Here is a 24,195-nt window from a genome sequence, read left to right as displayed (position 1 = left end):
CGGCGGATGTCCCTTCGCGAGGCCCTGTGACCGCCCTGAGCAGGGGAAGCGCAGCACGCTGCACAAACGCGTTTTTGTGCTGGCCCCGGAATCCGCTAGAGTTCAACTCGTCGCCGGGCCGCGAGAGCGGATCGAAACGACAAGCGGACGTAGCTCAGTTGGTAGAGCGCAACCTTGCCAAGGTTGAGGTCGCGAGTTCGAACCTCGTCGTCCGCTCGAGGAACAGGGGGCTTTCGGGCCCCCACGCTCCTGGTGGAGTGGCCGAGAGGCGAGGCAACGGCCTGCAAAGCCGTCTACACGGGTTCAAATCCCGTCTCCACCTCCAAGGACGATTAGCTCAGCGGGAGAGCGCTTCCCTGACACGGAAGAGGTCACTGGTTCAATCCCAGTATCGTCCACTGGATCTGCTCGAAGATCCGACCCGCGCGATTAGCTCAGCGGGAGAGCGCTTCCCTGACACGGAAGAGGTCACTGGTTCAATCCCAGTATCGCGCACGCAGTGCCCATGATCCGCTGCACCGAGTGGTCATGGTCCCGAGGACGATTAGCTCAGCGGGAGAGCGCTTCCCTGACACGGAAGAGGTCACTGGTTCAATCCCAGTATCGTCCACACCACACCGGAGCCCCCGGCCGTACGAATCGGCCGGGGGCTTCGTCGTATTGCGATCTCCATCGTCGCGATCGCCGTGCCGCGATGCTCGCGTCAGGACGAGAACAGCATGCGCCCGAAGCTCTTCTGCCGGTGGTGACCGTGGTGGCCATGGTGTCCGTGGCCGCCGTGCGGGGCGCCCCAGGCGGGGGCCGGTGGGGCGGGGTAGGCCTGCGGGGCAGGCGGGGGCGGCGGGGCGGACTGGGACCACTGGGCCTCCAGGCGCGTCAGCGACTCCAGCTCGCCGTAGTCCAGAAAGATCCCGCGGCAGCCGCTGCACTGCTCGATCTGGACACCGTTGCGGTTGTAGGTGTGCATCGGCGCATGGCACTTCGGACACTGCATGGTGATTCAACTCCTCGCCGGTCGGTCCTGCTTACCGTGTCGCCAGGACAGACTCTGTCCGGCTGTGGTCGGTTGCACCCTACTTCGCGTGCTCCTGCGCCAACTGCGGCGGGACGGTGGCCATTCGGTCACAGGCGTCCACGACCGACTGCTCCACCTCGTCCAGGGCACGACCGGCCGCGACCGCCTTGGCGACGGACCGGGCCGCGGTCTGCACGGTGAGGGCGCGGGCGGGGACGTCCAGGGCGGGCCAGGGATCGCCGTCGACGGGGACGGCGGGGCCGCCCGCGGCACGGTAGGCGGCGAGGAACCGGGCCCATTCGCCGGGCGGGAGCAGCCCGCAGGCGTACCAGGCGGCAGGGCGGGCGAGGTCCCAGGCCGGGACGCCGACGCCGAGGTCGTCCACGTCGATCAGCAGCCAGGGGCCTTCGGGGGCGGGGTGGCGTACGAGCTGGCCGAGGTGGAGGTCGCCGTGGCACAACGTGCCGGTGTGCGGCATCGGTGCCTCGGCGCGGGCCCAGGCGGGGAGGGTGTCCCAGGCGCGCAGGACGGGGGGTGCGGCGGGGTGCGGGCCGGTGTCCCGGAGCCGGGCGATGGCGTGGGCCGCCTTGGCGGGGCCTCGCATGGCGGGCGTCTCCGGCGGGGCCGGGGTGCGGTGCAGTCGGGCGAGGAGGATGGCGGCGGCTTCCCAGGGGGCGGCGTCGGGGGTGTCCGGGTCGACCGGGGTTCCGTACGGCCAGAACGTCACGAGGCGGCCGTGCAGGTCGGCCGGGGCCGGGGCGAGTGGGGGCAGGAGGATGCCGGGGTGGTGGGTGGCGAGGGTGAGACGGGTGGTCAGTTCTGTGGGGTCGGTGTCCTCGGGGTGGGCCTTCGCGACGGTGTCCGCGTGCCGTACGACGATGCCGTCGGGGTGGTCCGCGAGGGTGGCCGCGCCGCAGGGGCAGGCCGAGGAGCGTGCGTGAGCGGTGGCTCGGGCCTTGGCGGTGAGCTGCTGTACGAGCAGGGCGGGGGCGGGCTTCACCGGGGCGAGAGTACGCGCAGGTGAGGCCGGGCGGTAAGGCGCTGTCGGCTTCAAGTGCTCGGCGTCGGTGCCGGGGCGGGGTGGGTCCGCAGCCCGGCGGAACGGGGCACCGCTGCGCCCACCCGTGCCGCCCCGGCGGCACGACTGCCCGCAGCTCAGCGGACCTGCACCTAGTACGCAGGCGCAGGCGCGCGCAAAAGGTAATGCCGGCGCAGCTCCCCAGCTGCGCCGGCATTTGTGCCGTCCGCCGCACCCCCGTCCCCACGGGGTTTCATGGGTGGGATGTCCCCGCCCGGACCGCTCTTCCGGGCCTGGGGTCGCCGCTCAGCGCCCCAGCATCTCTCCCACGGACGACGCCTGTGTGGCCACCGTCTCCCACCCGTCGAAGACGAGGAGGAGCAGGGCCGCCAGGGGAAGGGCCATCAGCGTCGCCACCACGGGGTGGCGACGGCCCTGGCGGCGGCGGAACGCGGCGGCGTACACCTTGCGTCCCTCCTCGCGGATCAGCGTCCGCGGTGCCGTGTGGGCCATGGTCCCTCTCCTGACCGTTCTCAGTTGTCGTTGGCAGCGGCGGGTGTCTGACCTCGGGGGACGAGTGCTGCACCCGCCGCTTGACCTCAAATCTAGGAGTCCGGCCCGTCCCGGGCGTCATGCCCTCGTACCGATTGCCGGGCCTCCCGGAGGATGAGCCGTCACCTGCGGTGTACTCCCCTGGGTGGAGACGAAGCCCTAGGTCTCAGGGTCTTCCCCGAAGGGGCGCCCGGCTCACCCCGCTTTGTCCGAGCTGTCCTCCCTCGGAATCGGCTGTTCGACCAGTGCCAGCACCCGGTTCGCCATGAAGCGGGCCGTACGCACGACAGTTCCGCTCCTGGTGACTTCGCTCACTTCCACGACACCTCGGCGTACCGCCGTCTCCACCCTGCGGCCCGCCCTGCTCGCCACCACCTCGTACGTGCGCGTCGTGTCGCCGGCGTCCACGACTATCTCCACACGGTCACCCTTCACGGGTTCAATCCCCCTTCCGTGCCAGGCGGTTGGGGTCATCCCCCGCGCGAACACGGCCTGTCCGCACGCCCCCTGACCACCCTTCAAGTCTCCCACCCACCACTGACAATCCGCCGCCCCGAGAGGGCGCGGCCTCTGCGCGCGGGCGGCCGTGGAAACGTAAGCTGTGGCTCGTCACAGGACCGGGCAGCGGGGATGAACATGGCGATGATGCGCCTGAGGCGCGAGGACCCGCGCGTCGTCGGCTCGTTCAGGCTTCACAGACGGCTCGGCGCGGGCGGGATGGGCGTGGTCTACCTGGGCTCCGACAAGAAGGGGCAGCGGGTCGCGCTCAAGGTCATCCGGCCTGACCTGGCCGAGGACCAGGAGTTCCGCTCGCGGTTCGCCCGGGAGGTCTCGGCGGCGCGGCGGATCCGCGGCGGGTGCACGGCACGGCTCGTGGCAGCCGACCTCGACGCGGACCGGCCCTGGTTCGCCACGCAGTACGTACCCGGCCCCTCCCTGCACGACAAGGTCGCCGCCGAGGGGCCGCTCGGCGCGGCCGACGTCGCCGCGGTCGGTGCCGCCCTGTCGGAGGGCCTGGTCGCCGTGCACGAGGCCGGGGTCGTGCACCGGGACCTGAAACCGTCCAACATCCTGCTGTCCCCGAAGGGGCCGCGGATCATCGACTTCGGCATCGCCTGGGCCACCGGCGCCTCGACGCTCACCCACGTCGGTACGGCGGTCGGCTCGCCGGGCTTCCTCGCACCGGAGCAGGTGCGCGGGGTCGCCGTCACACCGGCCACGGACGTGTTCTCGCTCGGTGCCACGCTCGCGTACGCCTCGATGGGCGACTCGCCCTTCGGGCACGGCAGTTCCGAGGTGATGCTGTACCGCGTCGTGCACGAGGAACCGCAGCTGCACGGCGTACCCGACGCATTGGCTCCGCTCGTCCGGGCGTGCCTGGCGAAGGACCCCGAGGAGCGGCCCAGCACGCTCCAACTGTCCATGCGGCTCAAGGAGATCGCGGCCCGCGAGGCGCAGGACCTCGCCGGCGTCCGGCCGCCCGCGCCGCGCAGTGCCGAGACCGACCGGCCCACCGACACCTATCCCGAGCGCGGCCGGCGTCCGCAGGGGCAGCAGGGTGCGGGGGCGTCCGGGGCGCAGCGGGGCCGGGGGACTCCCCCGGCGCGGCGCTCCTCCGGGCCGGGGGACGGCGGTCCGCCGCCGGACGGTCCGGCTTCCCAGAGCGGAGCCGGCGCGCGGGGCGGAACCGGTGCGCGGGGCGGAACCGGTGCGCGGGGCGGAGCCCGGGCGGCGAGTGGCGGAAACCGGCCGACGGGCGGCGGGAACCGCGGCCGGACTCCGATGCGCGGCTCAGGTGCCTCGCGCGGCGGAACCCCGTCGCGGTCCGGAGCGCGGCCGACGCCCACCGGGCGCAACGGGACCCGGTCGGACAGCGGCAACCGCCCCGCCCCGCACAGCGGCACCGGGCGTCCGGGACCCAGGAACACGGGGACCGGGCTGCGGCCCGCCAACCCCAGGCTGCTGCGGCAGCGGCTGTTCGTGTTCGTCGTGGTCACGCTGCTGGTGGCGGTCGGCATCGCCCTGGTGCAGGGCTGCCAGGGCTCGGCGCGCGGACTCGGCGGCGACGGGGGCGGTCTCCGGCAGGGGCACGTCCAGCAGGGCTACGGACCGCAGGGCTTCGAACCGTAAGGCTTCGAACCGTAAGCCTTCGGAGCGCAGGAACTGCGAACCATAGGGCTTCGCTGCCTCAGGCCCGTCGTCACAGCCCCGGCAGGATCCGCTCGAAGAACTCGCGGTCGCCGTCGAAGACCGGATCCAGGGCAAGGAACTCCTGCGGCGTGACCCAGCGGGTCTCGGCGACCTCGCCGGGGTCGGGGACGACCTCCCCCGTGTCGGCGCGGGCGGTCCACCAGTGGAGGCGGAAGCGGTGGTCGTCGGTCTCCGACTCCCACACCTTCGCCAGCGGCACGACGGTGAGACCGACCTCCTCGCGGACCTCCCGGACGACCGCCTGATCCTGGGTCTCGCCCGGTTCGAGCTTGCCGCTCAGCGGCTGCCAGTAGCCGGGACGGGCGACCGCCGGGCCCCGCCGGATCGCCAGGACGCGGTCCCCGCGCCGCAGTACGGCGACGATCGCCTGGCGCTGTTCCACGTACGGCCCCCAGGACTCAGGACTGCGGGCGGCCGGTGGCCACGGCGTAGAAGGCCACGGCCGCCGCCGCGCCCACGTTGAGGGAGTCGACGCCGTGGGACATGGGGATGCGGACCCACTCGTCGGCGGCGACCAGGGCCTGGGTGGAGAGGCCGTCGCCCTCGGCGCCGAGCATCAGGGCCACGCGGTCCATGGTGTGCGGGGCAGCCTCGTCGAGGGGCCGGGCCTTCTCGTCGGGGGTGAGGGCGAGCAGCGTGAAGCCGGCCTCGCGGACCGACTCCAGGCCCTTGGGCCAGGTGTCCAGACGGGCGTACGGCACGGAGAAGACCGCGCCCATGGAGACCTTCACGCTGCGGCGGTACAGGGGGTCGGCGCAGTCCGGGGAGAGCAGGACCGCGTCCATGCCCAGAGCGGCGGCGGAGCGGAAGATCGCGCCGATGTTGGTGTGGTCGTTGACCGACTCCATGATCACGACGCGGCGGGCGGTCTGGAGGAGGTCGGCCGCCGTGGGCAGGGGCTTGCGCTGCATCGAGGCGAGCGCGCCCCGGTGCACGTGGTAGCCGGTGACCTGCTCGGCGAGTTCAGGGCTGACCGCGTAGACCGGGGCGGGGAGTTCGTCGATGACGTCGCGCATGACGTCGACCCACTTGGCCGAGAGCAGCATGGACCGCATCTCGTAGCCCGCTTCCTTGGCCCTTCTGATGACCTTCTCGCCCTCCGCGATGAAGAGGCCCTCGGCGGGTTCGCGCTTGCGGCGCAGATCCACGTCGGTCAGGCCGGTGTAGTCGTGCAGGCGCGGGTCGTCGGGATCCTCGACGGTGATGAGATCGGCCACAGGGTGATACTGCCTTGTCCTGGGTGCGGTGCCAACGGCTTGGGCGGGTTGGGTTACCCGGGGTTACTCGCGGGGCGCGGTGGCTGTCGGGCCGACCTTCACGACCTCGCCGATGACGATGACCGCCGGGGGCTTCACGTCCTCGGTGCGGACCGTCTCCGCGACCGTCGCAAGAGTGGCGTCGACTCGGCGCTGAGCCGCCGTCGTGCCCTCCTGGACGAGGGCGACGGGGGTGTCGGCCGGCTTTCCGTGCGCGACGAGCGCCTCCGCGATCTTTCCGATCTTGTCGACGCCCATGAGGATCACCAGCGTGCCGGTCAGCCTGGCCAGGGCCGGCCAGTCGACCAGGGAGCGCTCGTCATCCGGCGCGACATGGCCGCTGACCACGGTGAACTCGTGGGCGACGCCGCGGTGGGTGACCGGGATACCGGCCGCGCTCGGGACCGAGATCGAGCTGGAGATCCCGGGGACGACCGTGCAGGGGATACCGACCTCGGCGAGGGCCTGGAGTTCCTCCATGCCGCGGCCGAAGACGTACGGGTCGCCACCCTTCAGGCGGACCACCGACTTGCCCTGCTTCGCGTGCTCGATCAGCGCGTTGTTGATGGCCTCCTGCGCCATGAAGCGACCGTAAGGGATCTTCGCCGCGTCGATCACCTCGACGTGGGGCGGGAGCTCGGCGAGGAGATCGCGCGGGCCGAGGCGGTCCGCGATGACGACGTCCGCCTCGGCGAGCAGACGACGGCCGCGCACGGTGATCAGGTCCGGGTCGCCGGGGCCGCCGCCGACCAGGGCGACTCCGGGTGTGCGGGTGCGGTGGTGCGGGGCGACGAGCGTGCCGTCGCGCAGGCCCTCGACGACGGCGTCGCGGATGGCGGCGGTGTGGCGGGGGTCTCGGCCGCGGGCGTCCGTGGTCAGTACGGCGACCGTGACGCCCTCACTGTGGCCGGTGGCGGGGGTCCAGGCCGTCGCCTCGTCGGCGTCGTCGGAGCGGACGCACCAGACGCGGTTGCGTTCCGCCTCGGCGGAGGCCCTGGTGTTCGCTTCCGTGTCGCCGGTGGCGATGAGGGCGTACCAGGCGTCGGCGAGGTCGCCCTCCTCGTAGGGACGCTGGTGCCAGGTGATCTCGCCGGCGTCCGCCATGGCCTGTACGGAGGGGGTGACCTCGGGGGACACGAGGATGATGTCCGCGCCCGCCGCGATCAGGGCCGGGAGGCGGCGCTGGGCGACCTGGCCGCCGCCGAGGACGACCACGCGACGGCCGGTGAGGCGGAGGCCTACGGGGTAGGCGGGGTGTTCGGCCATGAGGGTGCGGCTCCTGTTGCGGCGGTGGTTCGGTAGCCCTGACGTGCGGATTTTACGGCGCGGGTGTTCGGGGTGGCACAGGTGTCCGGTGGCTGGGCGTCGCCACCGGGTGCGGGTGCGTGGGTCCGTGCCCACGGACCCACGTGCACCTCAGGAGCCTTACTTCTCCGTCACTCCCGCCGAATCGAACGTCGCCACCTCGTGCATCGCTCTGGCCGTGCTCTGGACCAGGGGGAGAGCCAGGAGGGCGCCCGTGCCCTCGCCGAGGCGGAGGTCGAGGTCGACCAGGGGGCGCAGGCCGAGCTTGTTCAGGGCGGCCACGTGGCCGGGCTCGGCGCTGCGGTGGCCGGCGATGCACGCCGCCAGGACCTCCGGGGCGATGGCGCGGGCCACCAGGGCGGCGGCTCCGGCGCTGACGCCGTCCAGGATCACCGGCGTGCGCAGGGACGCGCCGCCGAGGAGGAGGCCGACGATGGCGGCGTGTTCGAAGCCGCCGATCGCGGCGAGCACGCCGATCGGGTCGGCCGGATCCGGCTGGTGGAGTTCGAGGGCGCGGCGGACGACCTCGGTCTTGCGGGCGAGGGTCTCGTCGTTGATACCGGTCCCCCGGCCCGTCACCTCGGCCGGGTCCACACCCGTGAAGACGGAGATCAGGGCCGCGGAGGCGGTCGTGTTCGCGATGCCCATCTCACCGGTGAGCAGGGCCTTGTTGCCGGCGGCGACCAGGTCGCGGGCGGTTTCGATGCCGACCTCGATGGCCTGCCTGGCCTCCTCGCGGGTCATCGCGGGGCCGGTGGTCATGTCGGACGTGCCGGCCCGGACCTTGCGGGGCAGCAGGCCCGGCGTGGCCGGGAGGTCGGCGGCGACACCCACGTCGACGATGCAGACCTCGGCGCCCACCTGGGTCGCGAAGGCGTTGCAGACGGCGCCGCCGCCGAGGAAGTTGGCCACCATCTGGGCCGTGACCTCCTGCGGCCAGGGGGTGACCCCCTGCGCGTGCACGCCGTGGTCACCGGCGAAGATCGCCACGGCCGCGGGCTCCGGGATGGGCGGCGGGCACTGGCGGGACAGGCCGGACAGCTGCGCGGAGATGATCTCCAGCATGCCCAGCGCACCGGCCGGCTTGGTCATACGCTTCTGGCGCTCCCACGCCTCGCCGAGCGCCTTGGCGTCGAGCGGGCGGATCTGCGCGACGGTCTCGGCGAGCAGGTCGTGCGGTTCCTCTCCGGGCAGGGCGCGGCGGCCGTACGTCTCCTCGTGCACGACCCAGGACAGCGGGCGGCGCTTGGACCAGCCCGCTTGCAACAGCTCGGGTTCGTCCGGGAACTCGTCGACGTAACCGACGCACAGGTAGGCGATGACCTCGAGGTGCTCTGGCAGGCCGAGGGCGCGGACCATCTCGCGCTCGTCGAAGAAGCTGACCCAGCCGACGCCGAGGCCTTCGGCGCGGGCGGCGAGCCAGAGGTTCTCCACGGCCAGGGCGGCCGAGTACGGGGCCATCTGGGGCTGGGTGTGACGGCCGAGGGTGTGGCGGCCGCCACGGGTCGGGTCTGCGGTGACGACGATGTTCACCGGGGTGTCGAGGATGGCCTCGATCTTCAGTTCCTTGAACTGCTTGGCCCGGCCCTTGGGGAGGGACTTCGCGTACGCGTCGCGCTGGCGCATGGCCAGTTCGTGCATCGCGCGCCGGGTGTCGGCGGAGCGGATGACGACGAAGTCCCAGGGCTGCGAGTGACCGACGGAGGGCGCGTGGTGGGCGGCCTCCAGGACGCGGAGCAGCACCTCGTGCGGGATGGGGTCACTGCGGAAGCCGTTGCGGATGTCGCGGCGTTCGCGCATGACCTTCAGCACGGCCTCGCGCTCGGCGGGGTCGTAGCCGGGGGCGGCGGGACCGGTGGACTGTCGTGCTTCTGCCACTGCTGCCGCGCTCTCTGCTTCGTGGCGTTCCTGATCCGCCAGGTCTTCCTGTTCGGCGCCCCGGGTGTCGAGGTCGTCGGCGTTCTGTGCGAGTTCGGCGTCGCCTTCGCGGGGTGCGGGGACGATGACCACGGGTTCCGCCTCGGGCTGGGCCGGCTGGGGGACGACGCCCTGGGACTGCTGCGGGCCCTGGACATGCTGTCCGGCCTGCTCGTCCGGGGCCGGGCCGGGGAGTACGACGGTGACGTCCTCGGCGGATGCCGGGGGGGTCTCCGGGGGCTGGGGGTTCGGGGGCTTCCGGTGCCGCGGGGGCCGGGGTGGCTTCGGCGGGTTCGGGTGTGACGGCTGCCGGCTCGGGTGCGGTGGCTGCCGAGTCGGAGGCGGCGGCTACCGGCTCGGAGGTGGCGGCCACCGGCTCGGAGGTGGCGGCCACCGGCTCGGGTGCGGCGGCTGCCGGCTCAGAGGTGGTGGCCGCCGGCTCGGATACCGGCGGCGCCGCCTCGGCTGTGGGGTCGGGTGCGGGTGTTTCGGGGGCCTGAGCCGGTACCGCCGCCTCGCCGGGGGCCGCCTGGGCAGGTGCGGGGATCTCTGCTCCGGAGTCGGGCGTGGCCGTCTCGGTGGCCTGAGGAGGCACGGTTGCGGCAGGGGGCTGAGTCGGTGCGGTGGCCTCCGGTGCCTCGACGGGCGCCTCGGGGGCGGGTGCGCCGGCGGGCGCGGGGGCCTCGGCAGCCGGAGCGCCGGCTTCCGGGACGACCGCCTCGGGGGTCGGGGCGGGGGTGGCAGGGGCGGGTGCTTCCGGCGCCGGCGTGGGCGCTTCGGGGGCCGGGCTGGGCTCTTCGGGGGCGGCAGCGGCGGTCTGCGGCGCCGTCATCTCGGGTTCCTGCGCGGCCGCATCGGCGTCAGTTGCCTCGGGGGTCTGGGCAATCGGCTCAGCAGCTTGTGCCGCGGCCTCGTCGTCACCGGCCTCCGGCTCCTGCACGACGGACTCGGTCGCGGGCACGCCCGGTGCGGCAGCCTCGGGAGTGGCCCCCGCTGCCTGTGCCTGTGCCTGTGCCGCAGCGTCGGGCCCCACAGGGTCCGGCATTTGGGCGGCGACGGCCTGCCCTGCATCCGCCTCGGGCGGAACTACGACAGCAGGCTCGGGCGCCGTGGCGGCCTCCGGGAACGGGACCGCCTCGGGCACCGGTGCGGCCTCCGGGACAGGAGCGGATGCCGTGCCCTGCTCCGCAGCAGCCTCCGGGGCCTGCTCACCACCGTCGGCGGATTCTCCGGTGGCACCCGGCCCCCCGGGTACGTCGGGAGCACCATCGGCGAGCGCCGGTTCACCGTCCTGGCCGGAACCGTCCACGACCGGCCCCGGCGCATCCTCCGGAACCGGCGATTCGCTCGGCTCCGCCTCGGCCACCGGCTCACCCTCCGGGCCAACGCCCACACCAGCGGGCTCACCAGCAACCCCGGGCTCGGCCGCGGCCACCTGGTCCCCGGAGGTACCGGCACCCACGCCGGCGGGGTCACCCACGACGGCCGCACTCACAACGGCCGCACCCTCGGCGGGAACGGCCTGCTCCGGCTCGTCGGCGGCCACCGGCGCACCGGCGGGCTCGTCCGGCGCCGTCGCAGCCTGCGCGGCCTGTTCGGCGTAGACACCCTGCGCCGGCTGCTCCGCGTAGGCGCCCTGCGCGGAACCGGCCGGGGCCGTCGCTGCCGCGGGGACCGGCTCCGGGGCGACCCCGGTGGCGACGGCCTGGGCCGTGCCGGCCTGCTCCGCTGCCGGAACAACCGTTTCCGCAGGCGCCGCCCCGGCGCTCACCGGGGCCTGGGGCGGAACCTGCGCGCCCCAGGGCGCGGCGGCCGGCGCGGGCGCCTCCGGGGCGCGCGGGCCGTCGAGGTACTCGGGGCCGGGCGCCGCCCCCACGGGCTGTCGTACCGGCGCTTCCGCGGGGCCGCGGTCGGCGAGCGAGCGCACCGGGCTGGCGGAGCTGTCGGGGAGAGGCGGGCCGAGGTGCAGCGGCCGGCGCGGGGTGATCGGCGGGATCGGCGGCGGGTCGGGCAGGCGGACGCCGCCGAGGTCGACCGAGCCGCTGTCGCGGCCGGAGAGCTCGTGCGGGCCCGGCTGGTGCACGGCCTCGACGACCGGCTCCGGCGCGGGCGGGGTGACCTCGTTGCCCCAGGCGCCATGGGAGCCCGGCAGCAGCAGGTCCTCGTCCTCGACGGTGTCCTCGGAGAGGTAGGCGTACGCACCGTGCGCGGGGGCGCCCGGCTGTTCCACCATGCCTGCGCTCTCCGGCAGTCCCTCGCCCGGGACCTGGCCGGTGTCGGTCATGCGTACCCCTCGCCCATCGGTTAGTGCTCCTACGACCAGCTCACCCGGAACGGCGCACCGACCGCCCCACAGTGAAGAACGAGCGTGCGTCCCCAGCGGCACGAACGGCCCGCCCGGAAAAGGCGACAAAGCCACTCACTGGCATTGTTGCGGCCGAAGCACCGTCACGGCAGCTTGATCCGCGACGGTTCCACTGTGGACTGCGCCACGTTGCGCGTCCTCCGGTTCTGCCGTACCACACTCCCCCCAAAACGGGCGGGTTTTCCGGACATTGGCCGACGAACTGCCGGACGTCCGCGTGCGGTGCAGCGATCGGCCAGCCTACCGCGCGCAGTACGACAACCCGATCACGGGGACGGCGGCGGGGTCAGGCGCTGCGCCGGGGCAGTACCCCGCTGAGCAGGAACGCGACGCTCCGTTCCTTCTCCGTCCAGGCCCGGGTGTCGAGTTCGACGGACTGGAGCAGGGCGCACTCGACGCCGTATCCGTGCTCCGTCAGGTCCCGGCCGATGAGTTCGGCGGCGTCCCGGGTGGCGGCGTGCGTGACGATGCGCTGCGGGCGGCGGTCGGCGACGGCCGAGACGACGGCCGCTCCCCCGCCGCCGACGCGAACGACGTCGGGTTCGGGCAGGTTCTCCAGGACGTGCGGGGCGGTGCCGTGCACGATCTGGAGCTGGACGCCGAGGCGGCGGGCGGCCACGTCGGTGCGGGCGCAGGCCGCCCGGTCGCTGTCGACCGCGAGGACGGCGGCGCCGGCGCGCGCGGCCTCGACGGCGAAGGCTCCGCTGCCGCAGCCGATGTCCCACACGAGGTCACCGACACGCGGTCCGAGGCGGGCGAGTTGGGAGGCGCGCAGCAGCTGCGTCTCGCCCTCTTTGAGGTCACCGCCGTACGCGTCGGCGGGCAGGGACCAGCCTCGTGGTCCGGCGGACGGGTCGCGGCCGGCGATCCAGCCGCCGGTCTCCCCCGCGGTGCCGGGTCCGGCCGGGCCGCCGAGGACGATGACGACGTTGGGGTCGCGCCAGGTGTGGTCGGCGGCCTTGTCGGAGGTGACGACGCTGACCCGCTCGTGTGCGGTGCCGAGTTCCTCGCAGATGACGAAGGAGCGGTGGACTCCTTCGAGGAGCAGTCCGAGTTCGGCGGGGCCGGCGCCGGGTGAGGTGAGAACGGCCACCTTGGTGTGGGCGCGGCACACGTTCACCGCGCGGCGCAGGGTGCGGCGGTGTGCGACGACCACCTGGGCGTCGTCCCAGGGCATGCCGGCGCGGGCGAAGGCGGCGGCGACCGAGGAGACGGCGGGGACGACCTCCACTTCGAGGCCGAACTCGGGGGCGCGCAGGGTGCGTACGACGCCGAAGAAGCCGGGGTCGCCGTCGGCGAGCACGACGGCCGTGCCGCGGTGGCCGGCGATGCGGCGGGCGGCGAGTGCGACGCTGCCGAGGCGGATGCGCTCGGCGCCGGCGGGTACCTCGGGGAGCGCCAGGTGGTGGGCGGCACCCGCCACGAGCGTGGCGGCACCCAGGGCGGCGCGTGCCGCGGTGGTCAGCGGCGAACCGTCCCAGCCGATCACCGTGACCCGGTCGGCCATCGTCGTCAGTCTCCAGGGGTTTTCGCAGGTCGTGTGTGTGCCGTGTGATGAGCTGCCCGCAGGCGGGCTCCGTGAGAGTACCCGGTGAACCCGCCGGAAGGGGCGGCAGTGCCGTCGCGCGCGGTGTCCGTTCCGGTCGCCTGCGTCAGTTCCAGTCGCCGAAGGACGTGAAGCCGCCGGGCAGCTGGTCGCCGACGCCTTCCAGGTCCTCGGGAAGCAGGCTCCAGACGATCAGGTCGGTGCGCACCTCGGTCCACTCGCCGTCGTCCGTCCGGGCCCGGGCTATCCAGGCGCCGCGCAGCACTCCCTCGCTGATGCAGCCGATCTTCTGGGCCACCTGCTGGGAGGCGGTGTTGTCGGCCGGGGTGCGCAGTTCGAGGCGCTCGAATTTCTGGTCGTTGAAGAGCCACTGCGCGGTGATGAGCGCCGCCTCGGAGGCGTAGCCCTCGCCGCGGGCCCAGGGGGCGATGACGTAGGAGATCTCGCTGGAGCGGATCCGCCAGTCGGTGTTCCGGATGTGGACGACGCCGACGAGGCGCTGGGTGAGGAACTCGGTGACGGCGAAGACGATGCCGCGGCCCTCGGCCCGCTCGGCGGGGGCCTGTTCGGTGATCCAGGAGCGGGCGTGGGCCTCCGTGTAGGGGTGCGGGACGGTGGTCCAGGCGGTGACGAGCTCGTCGTTCATCATGTCGGCGAACGACTGGATGTCCGGCTCCTCGAAGGGGCGCAGGACCAACCGCTCCGTGCTGATGGAGACGTTGGGAAAGGTGCTCGTCATGCGCGCTCCGTAACCTTCGGTGAACCTTCAGGGCCTGCTGAACTGCCCAGCATGCAGCATGAAAGCACTGATCCGCACCACGGGGCCCTCCCCCACCCGGTGAGGGAGGACCCCGTGCGGGACGGGTGCCGGGCGCGGGCTCAGAAGGAGGCGAGCACGGAGCCGGCGTACTTGTCCTGGATGAACTTCTTCACCTCGGGCGAGGTGAGGAGCTTCGCGAGCTTCTTCACGCGCGGGTCGTTCTCCTCACCCTTCTTCACGGCGAGGAAGTTGCCGTACGGGTTGTTCTTCGGGGACTCCAGGACGAGGGCGTCCTTCGACGGCTTGAGGTCGGACTCGATGGCGTAGTTGCCGTTGACGACGGCGGCGTCCACGTCGTCGAGGGAGCGCGGCGTCTGGGCCGCCTCCAGCTCCTTGAACTTGAGGTTCTTGGGGTTCTTGGTGATGTCGGAGGGGGTCGCCTCGTTGCCGACGCCCGCCTTGAGGGTGATGAGCCCGTTGGCGGCGAGGAGCTTGAGGGCGCGGGCCTCGTTGACCGTGTCGTTGGGGATGGCGACGGTCGCACCGCTCTTCAGGTCGTCGGCCTTCTTGACCTTGTGGGAGTAGAGGCCGAGCGGCTCCAGGTGGACCGTGACGACGGGCACGATGTCGGTGCCGTTCTTCTTGTTGAAGTCGTCGAGGTACGGCTTGTTCTGGAAGTAGTTGGCGCCCACGGAGCCGTCCTGCGTCGCCGTGTTCGGCGTGACGTAGTCGGTGAACTCCTTGACCTGGAGGTCCAGGCCCTCCTTCTTCGCCAGGTTGTCCTTGACGTAGTTGAGGATCTCGGCGTGCGGGACGGGACTGGCGGCGACGATCAGGGGTCCGTCGGAGCCGGAGTCGCCGGCGCCGCAGGCGCTGAGCCCGAGGGTGAGGGCTCCGGCGGCGAGGACGGCGGTGGTGATCTTGGCGGTGTTACGCACGAAAAGTGCCTTTCCTTATGGCCTTGCGAGTGGTGCGACCCCGTTATGGGTGAACGGGGAGTTCAGGAGGCGGCTTTGAGCAGCCGCAGTTTCGGGGCGGGGCCCGAGTGGGCGCCGCGGCGGTGCAGGGACCGGGCCGCGTAGTCGCCCGCGAACTGGATGACCGAGATGACGACGGCGAGGATCGCGACGGTGATCCACATCAGCTGGGTCTCGAAGCGCTGGTAGCCGTAGCGGATGGCGATGTCGCCGAGGCCGCCGGCGCCGACGGTGCCCGCCATCGCCGAGTAGCCGATGAGGGCGACGATCGTGGTGGTGGTGCTGGAGATCAGCGACGGCAGAGACTCGGGCACGAGGACCTTGCGGACGACGGTCCAGGTGTTGCCGCCCATGGCCTGCACGGCCTCGACGAGCCCGTGGTCCACTTCGCGGACGGCCGTCTCGACCAGGCGCGCGAAGAAGGGGATGGCGCCGATGGCGAGCGGCACGATGGCGGCCTCGCGGCCGATGGTGGTGCCGGTGATCCAGCGGGTGAAGGTCATCAGCGCGACCATCAGGATGATGAACGGCAGCGAGCGGGCGATGTTCACGATCTGCCCGATGACCTTGTTCGCGACGAGGTTCTGGAGCAGGCCGCCGCGGTCGGTCAGGACCAGCAGGATCCCGAGCGGCAGTCCGCCGACGACGGCGATGAGCGTGGACCAGCCGACCATGTAGAGCGTGTCCCAACACGCCTGTTCCAGCAGGGGCTGCATCTCGGACCAGGTCACTTGGCACCCTCCTTCGCCAGTACGGCCTCGCGGCCCGGGACGTCGACCTGGAGGCCCTTCTCCCGCAGGAAGCCGATCGGCACGACGTTGTCCTCGTAGCGGCCGGGCAGTTCGATGCGCATCCGGCCGACCTGGAGGCCGCCGACGGTGTCGATGGCGGCGCCGAGGATCGATATGTCGATGTTGTAGGTCCGGGCGAGCTGCGAGATGACGGGCTGGGTCGCGCTCTCACCCTGGAAGGTGACGTCGACGACGGTGCGGTCCTCGCCGGAGGCCTCGCCGTCGAGCGGGAACAGCGCGGCGGCCAGTTCGGAACCGGGCGTGGCCAGGAGCTCGCTGACCGTGCCCGCCTCGACGATGCGGCCGTTCTCCATGAGCGCGGCCGAGTCGCAGACCGACTTCACGACGTCCATCTCGTGCGTGATGAGCAGGACGGTCAGGCCGAGCTGCCGGTTGAGGTCGCGCAGCAGCGCCAGGATCGAGCGGGTGGTCTCCGGGTCGAGGGCGCTGGTGGCCTCGTCGGACAGCAGCACCTTCGGGTCGCCGGCCAGGGCGCGGGCGATGCCGACGCGCTGCTTCTGGCCGCCGGAGAGCTGCGCCGGGTAGGCCTTGGCCTTGTCGGCGAGACCGACCAGGTCGAGCAGCTCCAGTGCCTTGCGGGAACGTTCCGTGCCGGACTTTCCGAGGATCTCCAGCGGCAGTTCGACGTTGTCCTGGACGGTCCGGGAGGACAGCAGGTTGAAGTGCTGGAAGACCATGCCGATCCGGCTGCGCGCCTGCCGCAGTTCCTTTCCGGCGCGCGGGCCGCGGCCGGCCAGGGCGGTGAGGTCCTGTCCGGCGACCGTCACGGTGCCGGAGGTGGGGCGCTCCAGGAGGTTGACGCAGCGGATGAGCGAGGACTTGCCGGCGCCGGACTGGCCGATGACGCCGTACACCTCGCCTTCGCGGACGTGCAGGTCGACGCCGTCCAGGGCGGTGACCTCGCGGCCGCGCGAACGGTAGACCTTGGTCAGGTCCGTTGTGGTGATCACGTGGGTTTCCGTCACTGTCGAGTGCGCGGGCGTGGGTGTGCCCGGGCACAGAGGCATTCGTTCAGGGACGCGACACGGTTCTCGCTGGGGCGGGGAACCGGGGAGAACATGTGCGCGGGCGGCTTGGTGTCACGCACCGCTCAGGGCGTGCGGACATGCCGCTGTCTCGCTTCGGGGCGCGAGCTCAGGGGGTGGTGCGGGGGCCCTCTAGAAGGCGCACATTCGACACATACAACGAGCACCGGGCGTCATGGTCGCCTCGGTCGCGGGGATGCGGTCGCTCGTCGTGGTCATGCCGTCAGTAAAACATGCGTACGGTCCTGACCGGCCGCCGCTGTCCGGATGCTGGACAGCGGTGGACAAGGGCCGGGATCAGCCGGCTTCCGTCAGTCGCGGAGGGAGATCTCCAGACCCTCCTCGGTGACCAGTGCGGACAGGGCCGACAGGTTCTCGACCACCAGGTCGGCCTGGAGCTCGTGGGCCTGGTGGGTTGTGGTCAACGCCACGGTGGTCATCCCGGCGGCGCGGCCGGCCGTCAGGCCCGCGGGGGCGTCCTCGAAGACGACACACCGGGCGGGGTCGACGCCGAGGGTGCGGGCGGCGAGCAGGTAGGGCTCGGGGTCGGGCTTGCCGCGGGTGACGTCGTCGGCGGCGACGAGCGTCTTGGGCAGGATGCCGACGGCGTCGAGCCGGGCCTCGGCCAGCCGCCGGGTGGCGGAGGTGACGACGGCCCAGCGCTCCGCCGGCAGGGCGTCGAGGAAGGCGCGGGTCCCCGGCAGCAGGTGCACCCCGCCGTTGGGTACGTCCTCCACCTCCAGGTCCTCGATCCGCGCGACGGCCTGCGGCACCACGCCGGCGGGCAACAGGTCGGCGGCTATTTCGGCGGCCGGCCGGCCGTGCAGCTCGACCCGGGCGAACTCCTCGGGCGTGATCCCGTACTCCGTGGCCCACCGCGTCCAGCAGCGGTCCACCGAGGCGAGGGAGGAGACCAGGGTTCCGTCGTTGTCGAACAGCAGAGCGTGCGCGTGGATCTTCATGCCCTCGACCCTACGGTGCAGGCCAGGGCCGCAGGCATCGGGCCTTTTCGGCCGTAATAAGGTCGCAGCATGCTTGATGCCCTGACGCTGGTGACCGGCGTCGCCGCGCTGCTGCTCGCCGCCTGGTGCGGCTGGGCCGCCTTCCGTGACCAGCCGACGAAGGACTGGCACTTCATCGGGATGGCCGTGGTCACGCTGCTGACACTGGTCCAGCTGGTTGTGGGGATCGTGCTGCTGGCGCAGGGCGAGAAGCCGGAGCAGGGCACGACGATCTTCGTGGCGTATCTGCTCGGGGCGTTCGCGTGTGTCCCGGCGGCGGGGTTCATGTCGCTGGCGGAGCGCACGCGGTGGGGTTCGGTGACGGTCGCCGCCGGCGGTGTGGTGCTGGCTGTGCTGGAGGTGCGGCTCTATGACATCTGGGGAGGCTGAGGTGAGCCGGCGGCTGACCAGTGGGCCGGGCACGCTGCTGGTGTGGCTGTACGGCGTGATGGTCGTGGGCGCGGTGTCGCGGTCCGCGTATCAGATCGCGACGGAGTTCGACCGGGCGCCGCTCGCGTACTCGCTGTCGGCGGTGGTCGGTGTGGTGTACGGGTTCATCACGTACTCGCTGGTGCGGGGTGGGGAGACGGCCCGGCGGGTTGCGCTTGTGTGTTGTGTCGCGGAGTTGGTGGGTGTGCTGACGGTGGGGACGTGGACGCTGGTCGAGCCGTCGGCATTTCCTGACGCGACCGTGTGGTCGGACTTCGGGATGGGTTATGTGTTCATCCCGATTCTGCTGCCGGTATCGGCGATCTACTGGCTGCGGAAGTCGCGTGCGCGGCAGGAGGATGCCGCCTGAGGTGATCAGGCGGCCGCGGGCCATGTGTGGTTGCTCGCGCAGTTCCCCGCGCCCCTAGGGGCGAGACTCAAGCCGTCGCTGCGTAGGTACTGGCCGGCTTCTCCAGGACGATCATCGGTACGCCGTCCGCGCCCTGGGACGTGCCGACGGTCTCGTAGCCCACCTTGCGGTAGAGGCGGAGGTTGCCCTCGCTGCGGTGGCCGGTGTGGAGGCGGAAGCGGGTGGCGCCGTGCTGGTCGGCGAGGGCCGATTCGGCCGCTCGGAGCAGGCGGGCACCGATGCCGTGGCCCTGGAGGCGGGGGTGGACGCAGAGCTTGCCGATCGCGGCGGCGCCGTCCTCGGTGACCGAGCCGCGGACCGAGCCGACGACCTCGTCGCCGAGCCTGGCCACGAAGACGCAGTCGCGGGCGACCTCCTCGCGGACCGAGTCGAGGGTTTGGACGAGCGGGTCGATGCGGTAATTCCCGTACAGCGCCGCCTCCGACTGGAAACACAGGTATTGCAGCCTGAAGATCTGCTCCGCGTCCTGCTCGGCCGCCGCAGAGATGGTCACGCTCATGCCCATGTGCGCACGCCTCCCGCTCATCTGATCACCTGTCGTTCCTCACTCCTATCCCCCTCCCCAGCGGGCCGCAACCTCCGGCGCCAGCAATCTGCGCAGACATCCCAGGCATCTGGAACGTTCCGGGCCAAGACTGCCCTGTGAGATACCCAACTCCCCCGCGATTTCCCGGTATGTCAGGTCCTCGGGAGAGAGCAGTGCCTCCATGAGCCGGGGGCAGCGGCCCGGGAGGCGGCGTACTGCCGCGCGCAGGGCACGGCCCCGGGCCGCGGCGAGGGCGAGCTGTTCGGGGCCGCGGTCGCCGTCATCGACCGGTTCGACGGCGTACGGCCGTTCGAGGCGGCTCGTACGGCGGGCGCGGCGCACTTCCGAGCGGACGGCTCGGCGGAGCCATTCCTGCGGGTCGAGCGGCGGGCCATCGGCGTCGAGGCGCTCCAGCAGCCGGAGCCAGACCGCCTGCTCCAGGTCACCCGCATCGGTTCCGGCGGCATATGCCTCCGCGGAGGCCTCGGCGGTGAGCAGCGGACGCAGGGCGGTGACCAGGTCGGGCGTCATATGCGGAGCGACGCGGCCGCCCGGGCCGTGGGTTGCCCGGGCGGCCGAAGCTCACCCGACCGAGGGGTGTGAACTCGGATGTTGACGCTCAGTGGCCGACGAAGTCCTCGCGGGCCAGCACGCCCGTGTCGGGCTGGTCGGTGAAGACGCCGTCGATACCGGTCGCGAAATACGCCTGGTACGCGCCGAAGACGTCACCGTAGGCGTCCGCGTCCGTGCCCTTGCGGAAGTTCGCGGGCAGGAAGGGGTTCTCGTTGCGCAGCGTCCAGGGGTGCAGGATCAGACCCACCTTGTGGGCGTCCCGGACGAGTGTCGTCGGCTGCGTGAGGCTGCCCTTGGCGTCGCGCGGGATGACCAGGTCCAGGGTCGGGCCGATTCCCTGCGCGTAGGAGGCGATCTCCCGCAAGCCGGCCGGCTTGACCAGGTCGGCGACGGTGCGCGGGTCGCCCGTCTCGACGAAGTCCCAGGGGCGGCTGTCCGCCGAGGACAGCAGGACGACCAGGGGGTTGTCGACGAGCTTGTTCAGGCGCTCGATGCTGGTCGGCTCGAAGGACTGGATGATGACCGGGGAGGTGCGCCGGTCCTTGCGGTGCTTGCCCAGCAGCTTGGCGACCCGCTCCTCCAGGGGCAGGCCCTGCTTGCGGAAGTAGGTGGGGTGCTTGAGCTCGGGGTAGATCCACACCTGCTTGCCGCGTGCGCGGGTCTGCTCGTCCTGCCACTTCAGGACCTCTTCGAAGGTGGGGATCTCCCAGCGGCCGTTGTAGAGGGTGTTGTGCGGGCGGTTGGCCGGGATGCGCTCGATCGCGCGCAGGGTCTTCAGCTCGGCGAGCGTGAAGTCCTCGGTGAACCAGCCGGTGGTGGAGACGCCGTCGAGGAGTTTGGTCTTCTTGCGGTCGGCGAACTCGGGGTGGTCGGCGACGTCCGTGGTGCCGCCGATCTCCGGCTCGTGACGGCAGACCAGGTGCCCGTCCTTCGTCGGGACCAGATCGCCCGCCTCGACGATGTCGGCGCCCAGGTCGAGGGCCAGCTGGTACGAGCCGAAGGTGTGCTCCGGACGGTAGCCGCTGGCGCCGCGGTGGCCGACGATCGTCGGCTTGGGCAGGCTCTTCAGCCCGCCCTGCACGCCGTACCCGCCCGGTCCGCCACCGGGCCGGGCGCCGTCGGCTCTCGCCGTGCCGGCCATGCCGAGGACCGCTCCCCCGGCGCCGAGGACCGCCGCGCCGAGCAGGGCCCGCCGTCCGGTTCCGCTCGTTTCCTCGTTCGGCCTCTGCGTTCCCATGAGCGCCCTCCCTGCCGTGAGCTCGTCCGTGCGGGCCGATCGTACGGGCGCGTACATGACGAGTGGGAGACGCCGGGCGGAACACGCGGGTGACGAAGGATGTCGTAGTGGCTGGTGGGGGCGGCGAACTGACGACCCGTCGGAGGCTCGTCGGGGTTCGTCGCGTCCCGGCGATTCGGTGCGGCGGTTCTGGGAACGCGTCCGATACGCCCGGGGAGCGACGTCCGTCACATGTGGCGGCCGGGTTACGTACCGTCCATGGCGCGTCACCGCAGGTAAACACGCGTCAACAGTACGTAAGGCCTCGGTTAAGCAGCCGTGCCCGATGTGCGCGATCCCCGGGGCCGCGAGTATCGTCCTCACCTGCACAGACTCATACAGAATCCCTTGACACCGGAGGGTCCGTTGTCCCGCTTCGCGCTCATCAAGGCAGTGCTCGGCCCGATCATGCGCCTGATGTTCCGCCCTCAGGTGGAAGGTGCGGAGCACATTCCCGGCGACGGTCCGGTCATCCTGGCCGGCAACCACCTGACGTTCATCGACTCGATGATCCTGCCGCTGGTCTGCGACCGTCAGGTCTTCTTCATCGGCAAGGACGAGTACGTGACCGGCAAGGGCTTCAAGGGCCGGCTGATGGCCTGGTTCTTCACCGGCGTCGGCATGATCCCCGTGGACCGTGACGGCGGCCGTGGCGGGGTCGCCGCGCTGATGACCGGGCGCCGGGTGCTGGAGGAGGGCAAGGTCTTCGGCATCTACCCGGAGGGCACGCGCTCGCCCGACGGCCGGCTGTACCGGGGGCGTACCGGGATCGCCCGGCTCACGCTCATGACGGGAGCACCGGTGGTGCCGTTCGCGATGATCGGTACGGACAGGCTTCAGCCGGGCGGGGCGGGGCTGCCGCGGCCGGGGAAGGTCACCGTCCGGTTCGGTGAGGCGATGGAGTTCTCCCGGTACGAGGGGATGGACCGCGACCGGTACGTGCTGCGGGCTGTGACCGACTCGGTGATGAGCGAGGTCATGCGGTTGTCCGGGCAGGAGTACGTGGACATGTACGCGAGCAAGGCCAAAGAGGCCGCGTAGGGCCGTTCGGCTTCTCAGGCACGGCCCCGCACCCCTCAAGGCCGGCTGTCGAGCCGTTGGCCGCGCAGCATGAACCATGCTGCGACCGCCGCGGCGAGCAGTACCGCCGCGCCTGCTCCCGCCGCCAGCGCCAAGCCGTCCACGAAGGACGTGCGGGCCGCGTCCAGCATCACGGCGGAGGTGTGGGCGGGCATGCTCCCCGCCGCCTCGACGGCGCCCCCCAGTGACTCGTGGGCCGCGGCCGGTGTACCTGCCGGGCCGGTGAAGTCGCTGTAGACGCCGGTCACGATCGAGCCGAGCACGGCGATGCCGAGGGCCGCACCGAGTTCGTACGCCGTCTCGGACACGGCGGACGCGGAACCCGCCTGCTCCTTTGGCACGCTGGAGAGAATCACGTCGGCGGTCACGGTGAACGAGAAACCGGCCCCAACCCCGACCACCAGCAGCGCGGCCCCGAGCAGCGGGTAGCCGGTGGACTGGCCGATCACCGTGAGCGCGGCCAGGGCGAAGCCGATCGCCGCGAGCCCCCCGGAGACGACGGCCCGCACCGAGAAGCGCCGGGCGGCCCGCCCCGCGAGCAGACCGGCCACCACCGCGCCGATCGCGGCGGGCAGCTCCGCCAGGCCCGCCTCGAACGGGCGCCTGCCCTGGACGAGTTGCAGGTACTGGGAGAGGAAGAACACCAGCCCGGACAGGCCGAGGATGGTCAGCAGGTCGGCCAGCACCGCCCCGCTGAAGCCGCGATGACGGAACAGGCGCATGTCCAGCAGCGGGGCCGGAAGCGTGAGCTGGCGGCGTATGAAGCCGTAGAGGGCGGCGGCGCCCAGCAGGCCGGCGGCCAGGGTGGCCCACGCGAAGCCATGCGCGGCGGCCTCCTTGACCGCGTACACCACACCGACCATGCCGACCAGCGACAGCACGACGCTGACCAGGTCCCAGGGACCGGGGTTCGCGGTGCGCGACTCGGGCAGCAGCTTGATGCCGACGAGGACCAGGACGGCCATCACGGGCAGGTTGATCAGGAAGACCGAGCCCCACCAGAAGTGCTCCAGCAGGAACCCGCCGACGATCGGGCCGACGGCCGTACCGGCGGAGGCGGTGGCGCCCCAGATACCGACGGCGAGACTGCGTTCGCGCGGGTCGTGGAAGAGGTTGCGGATCAGGGCGAGCGTGGCCGGCATCAGGGTCGCGCCGGCGACTCCGAGCAGCGCTCGCGCCACGATCATCATCTCGGGTGTCGTGGCGTAGGCGTTGACCACGGATATCGCACCGAACGCCGTGGCACCGACCAGCAGGATCCGCTTGCGGCCGATACGGTCGCCGAGGCTGCCCATGGAGACGAGCAGACCGGCGATGACGAACGAGTACACGTCGCCGATCCACAACAGCTGCGTGCCGGAGGGCTTGAGGTCCTCGCTGATGTAGGGGGTCGCGAGACCCAGGACGGTCGCGTCCACGGCCACCAGCAGCACGGCGAGCACGAGGACGCCGAGCGCGAGCCAGCGGCCCGGGCGCGTCACCGCCTCGGCCGTCTCGGCCGGCTGCAGGGTGCTGGTCATGATTCCTCTCTCCGTAGTGCGCCGCCGAGCAGCAGCTCGACGATCATGTGCTGGAAGTCCTTGGGGGCGCCCTTGCCGCTCTGCACCATCCAGGCGCCGGAGGCCAGCAGGCCGTAGAGCGCCTCGGTGAGCCAGGCCGGCGTGAGGTCGATGCGGAACTCTCCGCCGAGTTGGCCGCGCCGGAACAGTGCGGAGATCCGCTCGTCGATCAGCGTCCAGCCCGCGTTCTGCTCCTCGCCCTCGAACAGCTGGTTCTCGGTGTAGAGGAACCCGAGCAGCCCGGCGGCGGGCTCGATGGCCCCGACCAGCCGGCGTACGGCCTCGCTCGCCGTGCCCTCGTCGAGCCGGGCGGCGTCCAGCGCGGCCTCGCATTCGGCGATGCCCAGCGACTCCAGCGCGCGGACGAGGGCGTCCCGCCCGGCGAAGTGGCGGTGCAGCGTGGCGCGGCTGATCCCGGCGGCCTTCGCGACCTCGTCCATGGTCGCGGTGGCTTTGTGGGTCAGCAGGGCCGCGGCGGCGCGCAGCACATGGTCAGGATCGACAGCCATGAGACAACCATACTTCATATGAGACATGAATGTCTCACCCTGGGCATGCGTGA

Annotated in this window: 23 protein-coding genes, 5 tRNA genes and 1 pseudogene; 10 read left to right on the top strand and 19 right to left on the bottom strand. The window is 71.9% G+C overall.

The genetic code is table 11. The annotated features are described in order from the left end of the window. The first annotated feature begins 143 nt into the window (after positions 1-143). From MQE23_RS35880 to MQE23_RS35860, 5 genes are all read left to right on the top strand, one after another. Positions 144-216 (top strand) — tRNA-Gly (locus MQE23_RS35880). A gap of 35 nt (positions 217-251) precedes the next feature. Continuing rightward, positions 252-325: transfer RNA gene (locus MQE23_RS35875), tRNA-Cys, on the top strand. 1 nt (position 326) lies between these two features. Then, positions 327-398 (top strand) — tRNA-Val (locus MQE23_RS35870). 25 nt (positions 399-423) lie between these two features. Next, positions 424-495: transfer RNA gene (locus tag MQE23_RS35865), tRNA-Val, on the top strand. Between the two features lie 43 nt (positions 496-538). Further along, positions 539-610, top strand: a tRNA-Val gene (locus tag MQE23_RS35860). Positions 611-703: 93 nt separating this feature from the next. Here the strand turns inward: MQE23_RS35860 and MQE23_RS35855 are convergent. From MQE23_RS35855 to MQE23_RS35840, 4 genes are all read right to left on the bottom strand, one after another. Further along, positions 704-994: a zf-TFIIB domain-containing protein gene (locus MQE23_RS35855; protein WP_082319853.1), complete on the bottom strand. Its 291-nt coding sequence runs from the start codon at positions 992-994 to the stop codon at positions 704-706. Between the two features lie 79 nt (positions 995-1,073). Continuing rightward, positions 1,074-2,015 (bottom strand): aminoglycoside phosphotransferase family protein, encoded by a 942-nt coding sequence (locus MQE23_RS35850; protein ID WP_243381306.1) that lies wholly within the window; start codon positions 2,013-2,015, stop codon positions 1,074-1,076. A gap of 324 nt (positions 2,016-2,339) precedes the next feature. Continuing rightward, entirely contained in the window at positions 2,340-2,546 is a 207-nt protein-coding gene (locus MQE23_RS35845) for a hypothetical protein (RefSeq protein WP_020272470.1), read from the bottom strand. A gap of 234 nt (positions 2,547-2,780) precedes the next feature. After that, entirely contained in the window at positions 2,781-3,020 is a 240-nt protein-coding gene (locus MQE23_RS35840) for a hypothetical protein (RefSeq protein ID WP_051185556.1), read from the bottom strand. A 195-nt stretch (positions 3,021-3,215) separates the two neighbouring features. Between MQE23_RS35840 and MQE23_RS35835 the strand changes: the two genes are divergently transcribed. Beyond that, positions 3,216-4,715, top strand: coding sequence for a serine/threonine-protein kinase (locus tag MQE23_RS35835; RefSeq protein WP_243381305.1), 1,500 nt, complete (start codon positions 3,216-3,218; stop codon positions 4,713-4,715). Between the two features lie 70 nt (positions 4,716-4,785). Here MQE23_RS35835 and MQE23_RS35830 read toward each other — a convergent pair whose 3' ends face one another. From MQE23_RS35830 to cobT, 4 genes and pseudogenes are all read right to left on the bottom strand, one after another. Beyond that, positions 4,786-5,178: an NUDIX domain-containing protein gene (locus MQE23_RS35830; protein WP_020269476.1), complete on the bottom strand. Its 393-nt coding sequence runs from the start codon at positions 5,176-5,178 to the stop codon at positions 4,786-4,788. A gap of 16 nt (positions 5,179-5,194) precedes the next feature. Then, positions 5,195-6,013, bottom strand: a complete 819-nt coding sequence (locus tag MQE23_RS35825; RefSeq protein WP_020269477.1) for an RNA methyltransferase — start codon at positions 6,011-6,013, stop codon at positions 5,195-5,197. Between the two features lie 63 nt (positions 6,014-6,076). Continuing rightward, positions 6,077-7,318, bottom strand: a complete 1,242-nt coding sequence (gene cobA, locus MQE23_RS35820) for a uroporphyrinogen-III C-methyltransferase (protein ID WP_020269478.1) — start codon at positions 7,316-7,318, stop codon at positions 6,077-6,079. Between the two features lie 159 nt (positions 7,319-7,477). Further along, a pseudogene (gene cobT / locus MQE23_RS35815) lies at positions 7,478-10,319 on the bottom strand (nicotinate-nucleotide--dimethylbenzimidazole phosphoribosyltransferase). On the opposite strand from cobT, the gene MQE23_RS35810 reads away from it, so the two are divergent. Then, positions 10,320-11,582 carry a hypothetical protein gene (locus tag MQE23_RS35810; RefSeq protein WP_243383011.1) on the top strand — a complete coding sequence of 421 codons (1,263 nt, stop codon included), beginning with the start codon at positions 10,320-10,322 and terminating at the stop codon, positions 11,580-11,582. 343 nt (positions 11,583-11,925) lie between these two features. Here the strand turns inward: MQE23_RS35810 and cbiE are convergent, their stop codons facing one another. From cbiE to MQE23_RS35780, 6 genes are all read right to left on the bottom strand, one after another. Next, the gene (gene cbiE / locus MQE23_RS35805; RefSeq protein ID WP_020269481.1) at positions 11,926-13,146 is read right to left on the bottom strand and encodes a precorrin-6y C5,15-methyltransferase (decarboxylating) subunit CbiE; all 1,221 of its coding nucleotides are present in this window, start codon (positions 13,144-13,146) and stop codon (positions 11,926-11,928) included. 145 nt (positions 13,147-13,291) lie between these two features. Then, entirely contained in the window at positions 13,292-13,924 is a 633-nt protein-coding gene (locus MQE23_RS35800) for a GNAT family N-acetyltransferase (protein ID WP_020269482.1), read from the bottom strand. Between the two features lie 140 nt (positions 13,925-14,064). Next, a complete protein-coding gene (locus tag MQE23_RS35795) occupies positions 14,065-14,883 on the bottom strand; it encodes a MetQ/NlpA family ABC transporter substrate-binding protein (protein WP_020269483.1) in 819 nt (272 codons plus the stop codon). Positions 14,884-14,945: 62 nt separating this feature from the next. Next, a complete protein-coding gene (locus MQE23_RS35790) occupies positions 14,946-15,653 on the bottom strand; it encodes a methionine ABC transporter permease (RefSeq protein ID WP_010045156.1) in 708 nt (235 codons plus the stop codon). Further along, positions 15,650-16,684 (bottom strand): ATP-binding cassette domain-containing protein, encoded by a 1,035-nt coding sequence (locus MQE23_RS35785; protein WP_020269484.1) that lies wholly within the window; start codon positions 16,682-16,684, stop codon positions 15,650-15,652. The genes MQE23_RS35790 and MQE23_RS35785 overlap by 4 nt, the downstream gene beginning before the upstream one ends. A gap of 386 nt (positions 16,685-17,070) precedes the next feature. Next, entirely contained in the window at positions 17,071-17,721 is a 651-nt protein-coding gene (locus MQE23_RS35780) for an HAD family hydrolase (RefSeq protein WP_020269485.1), read from the bottom strand. 69 nt (positions 17,722-17,790) lie between these two features. Between MQE23_RS35780 and MQE23_RS35775 the strand changes: the two genes are divergently transcribed. After that, complete coding sequence (locus tag MQE23_RS35775) at positions 17,791-18,150, top strand: hypothetical protein (RefSeq protein ID WP_020269486.1); 360 nt, start codon at positions 17,791-17,793, stop codon at positions 18,148-18,150. Beyond that, positions 18,131-18,559: a hypothetical protein gene (locus tag MQE23_RS35770; RefSeq protein ID WP_243381303.1), complete on the top strand. Its 429-nt coding sequence runs from the start codon at positions 18,131-18,133 to the stop codon at positions 18,557-18,559. The genes MQE23_RS35775 and MQE23_RS35770 overlap by 20 nt, the downstream gene beginning before the upstream one ends. A gap of 67 nt (positions 18,560-18,626) precedes the next feature. Here the strand turns inward: MQE23_RS35770 and MQE23_RS35765 are convergent, their stop codons facing one another. From MQE23_RS35765 to MQE23_RS35755, 3 genes are all read right to left on the bottom strand, one after another. Then, a complete protein-coding gene (locus MQE23_RS35765) occupies positions 18,627-19,124 on the bottom strand; it encodes a GNAT family N-acetyltransferase (protein WP_020269488.1) in 498 nt (165 codons plus the stop codon). 45 nt (positions 19,125-19,169) lie between these two features. Beyond that, positions 19,170-19,676 carry a sigma-70 family RNA polymerase sigma factor gene (locus MQE23_RS35760; protein WP_243381301.1) on the bottom strand — a complete coding sequence of 169 codons (507 nt, stop codon included), beginning with the start codon at positions 19,674-19,676 and terminating at the stop codon, positions 19,170-19,172. 88 nt (positions 19,677-19,764) lie between these two features. Further along, positions 19,765-20,955 (bottom strand): glycerophosphodiester phosphodiesterase, encoded by a 1,191-nt coding sequence (locus MQE23_RS35755; protein WP_020269490.1) that lies wholly within the window; start codon positions 20,953-20,955, stop codon positions 19,765-19,767. Between the two features lie 405 nt (positions 20,956-21,360). Between MQE23_RS35755 and MQE23_RS35750 the strand changes: the two genes are divergently transcribed. Further along, positions 21,361-22,035: a lysophospholipid acyltransferase family protein gene (locus MQE23_RS35750; protein WP_020269491.1), complete on the top strand. Its 675-nt coding sequence runs from the start codon at positions 21,361-21,363 to the stop codon at positions 22,033-22,035. 35 nt (positions 22,036-22,070) lie between these two features. On the opposite strand, the gene MQE23_RS35745 is transcribed toward MQE23_RS35750, so the two are convergent. Continuing rightward, on the bottom strand, positions 22,071-23,594 hold the full coding sequence (locus MQE23_RS35745; RefSeq protein ID WP_243381300.1) for an MFS transporter: 1,524 nt from the start codon (positions 23,592-23,594) through the stop codon (positions 22,071-22,073). Then, positions 23,591-24,142, bottom strand: a complete 552-nt coding sequence (locus tag MQE23_RS35740) for a TetR/AcrR family transcriptional regulator (protein WP_243381298.1) — start codon at positions 24,140-24,142, stop codon at positions 23,591-23,593. Before MQE23_RS35740 ends, MQE23_RS35745 begins: the two co-directional genes overlap by 4 nt. Between the last annotated feature and the right edge of the window lie 53 nt (positions 24,143-24,195).

Source organism: Streptomyces sp. HP-A2021 (assembly GCF_022807935.1).
GTDB lineage: Bacteria > Actinomycetota > Actinomycetes > Streptomycetales > Streptomycetaceae > Streptomyces > Streptomyces afghaniensis.
Note: the sequence above shows the minus strand (reverse complement) of the source record. Positions and strands in the feature narration are given on the sequence as shown.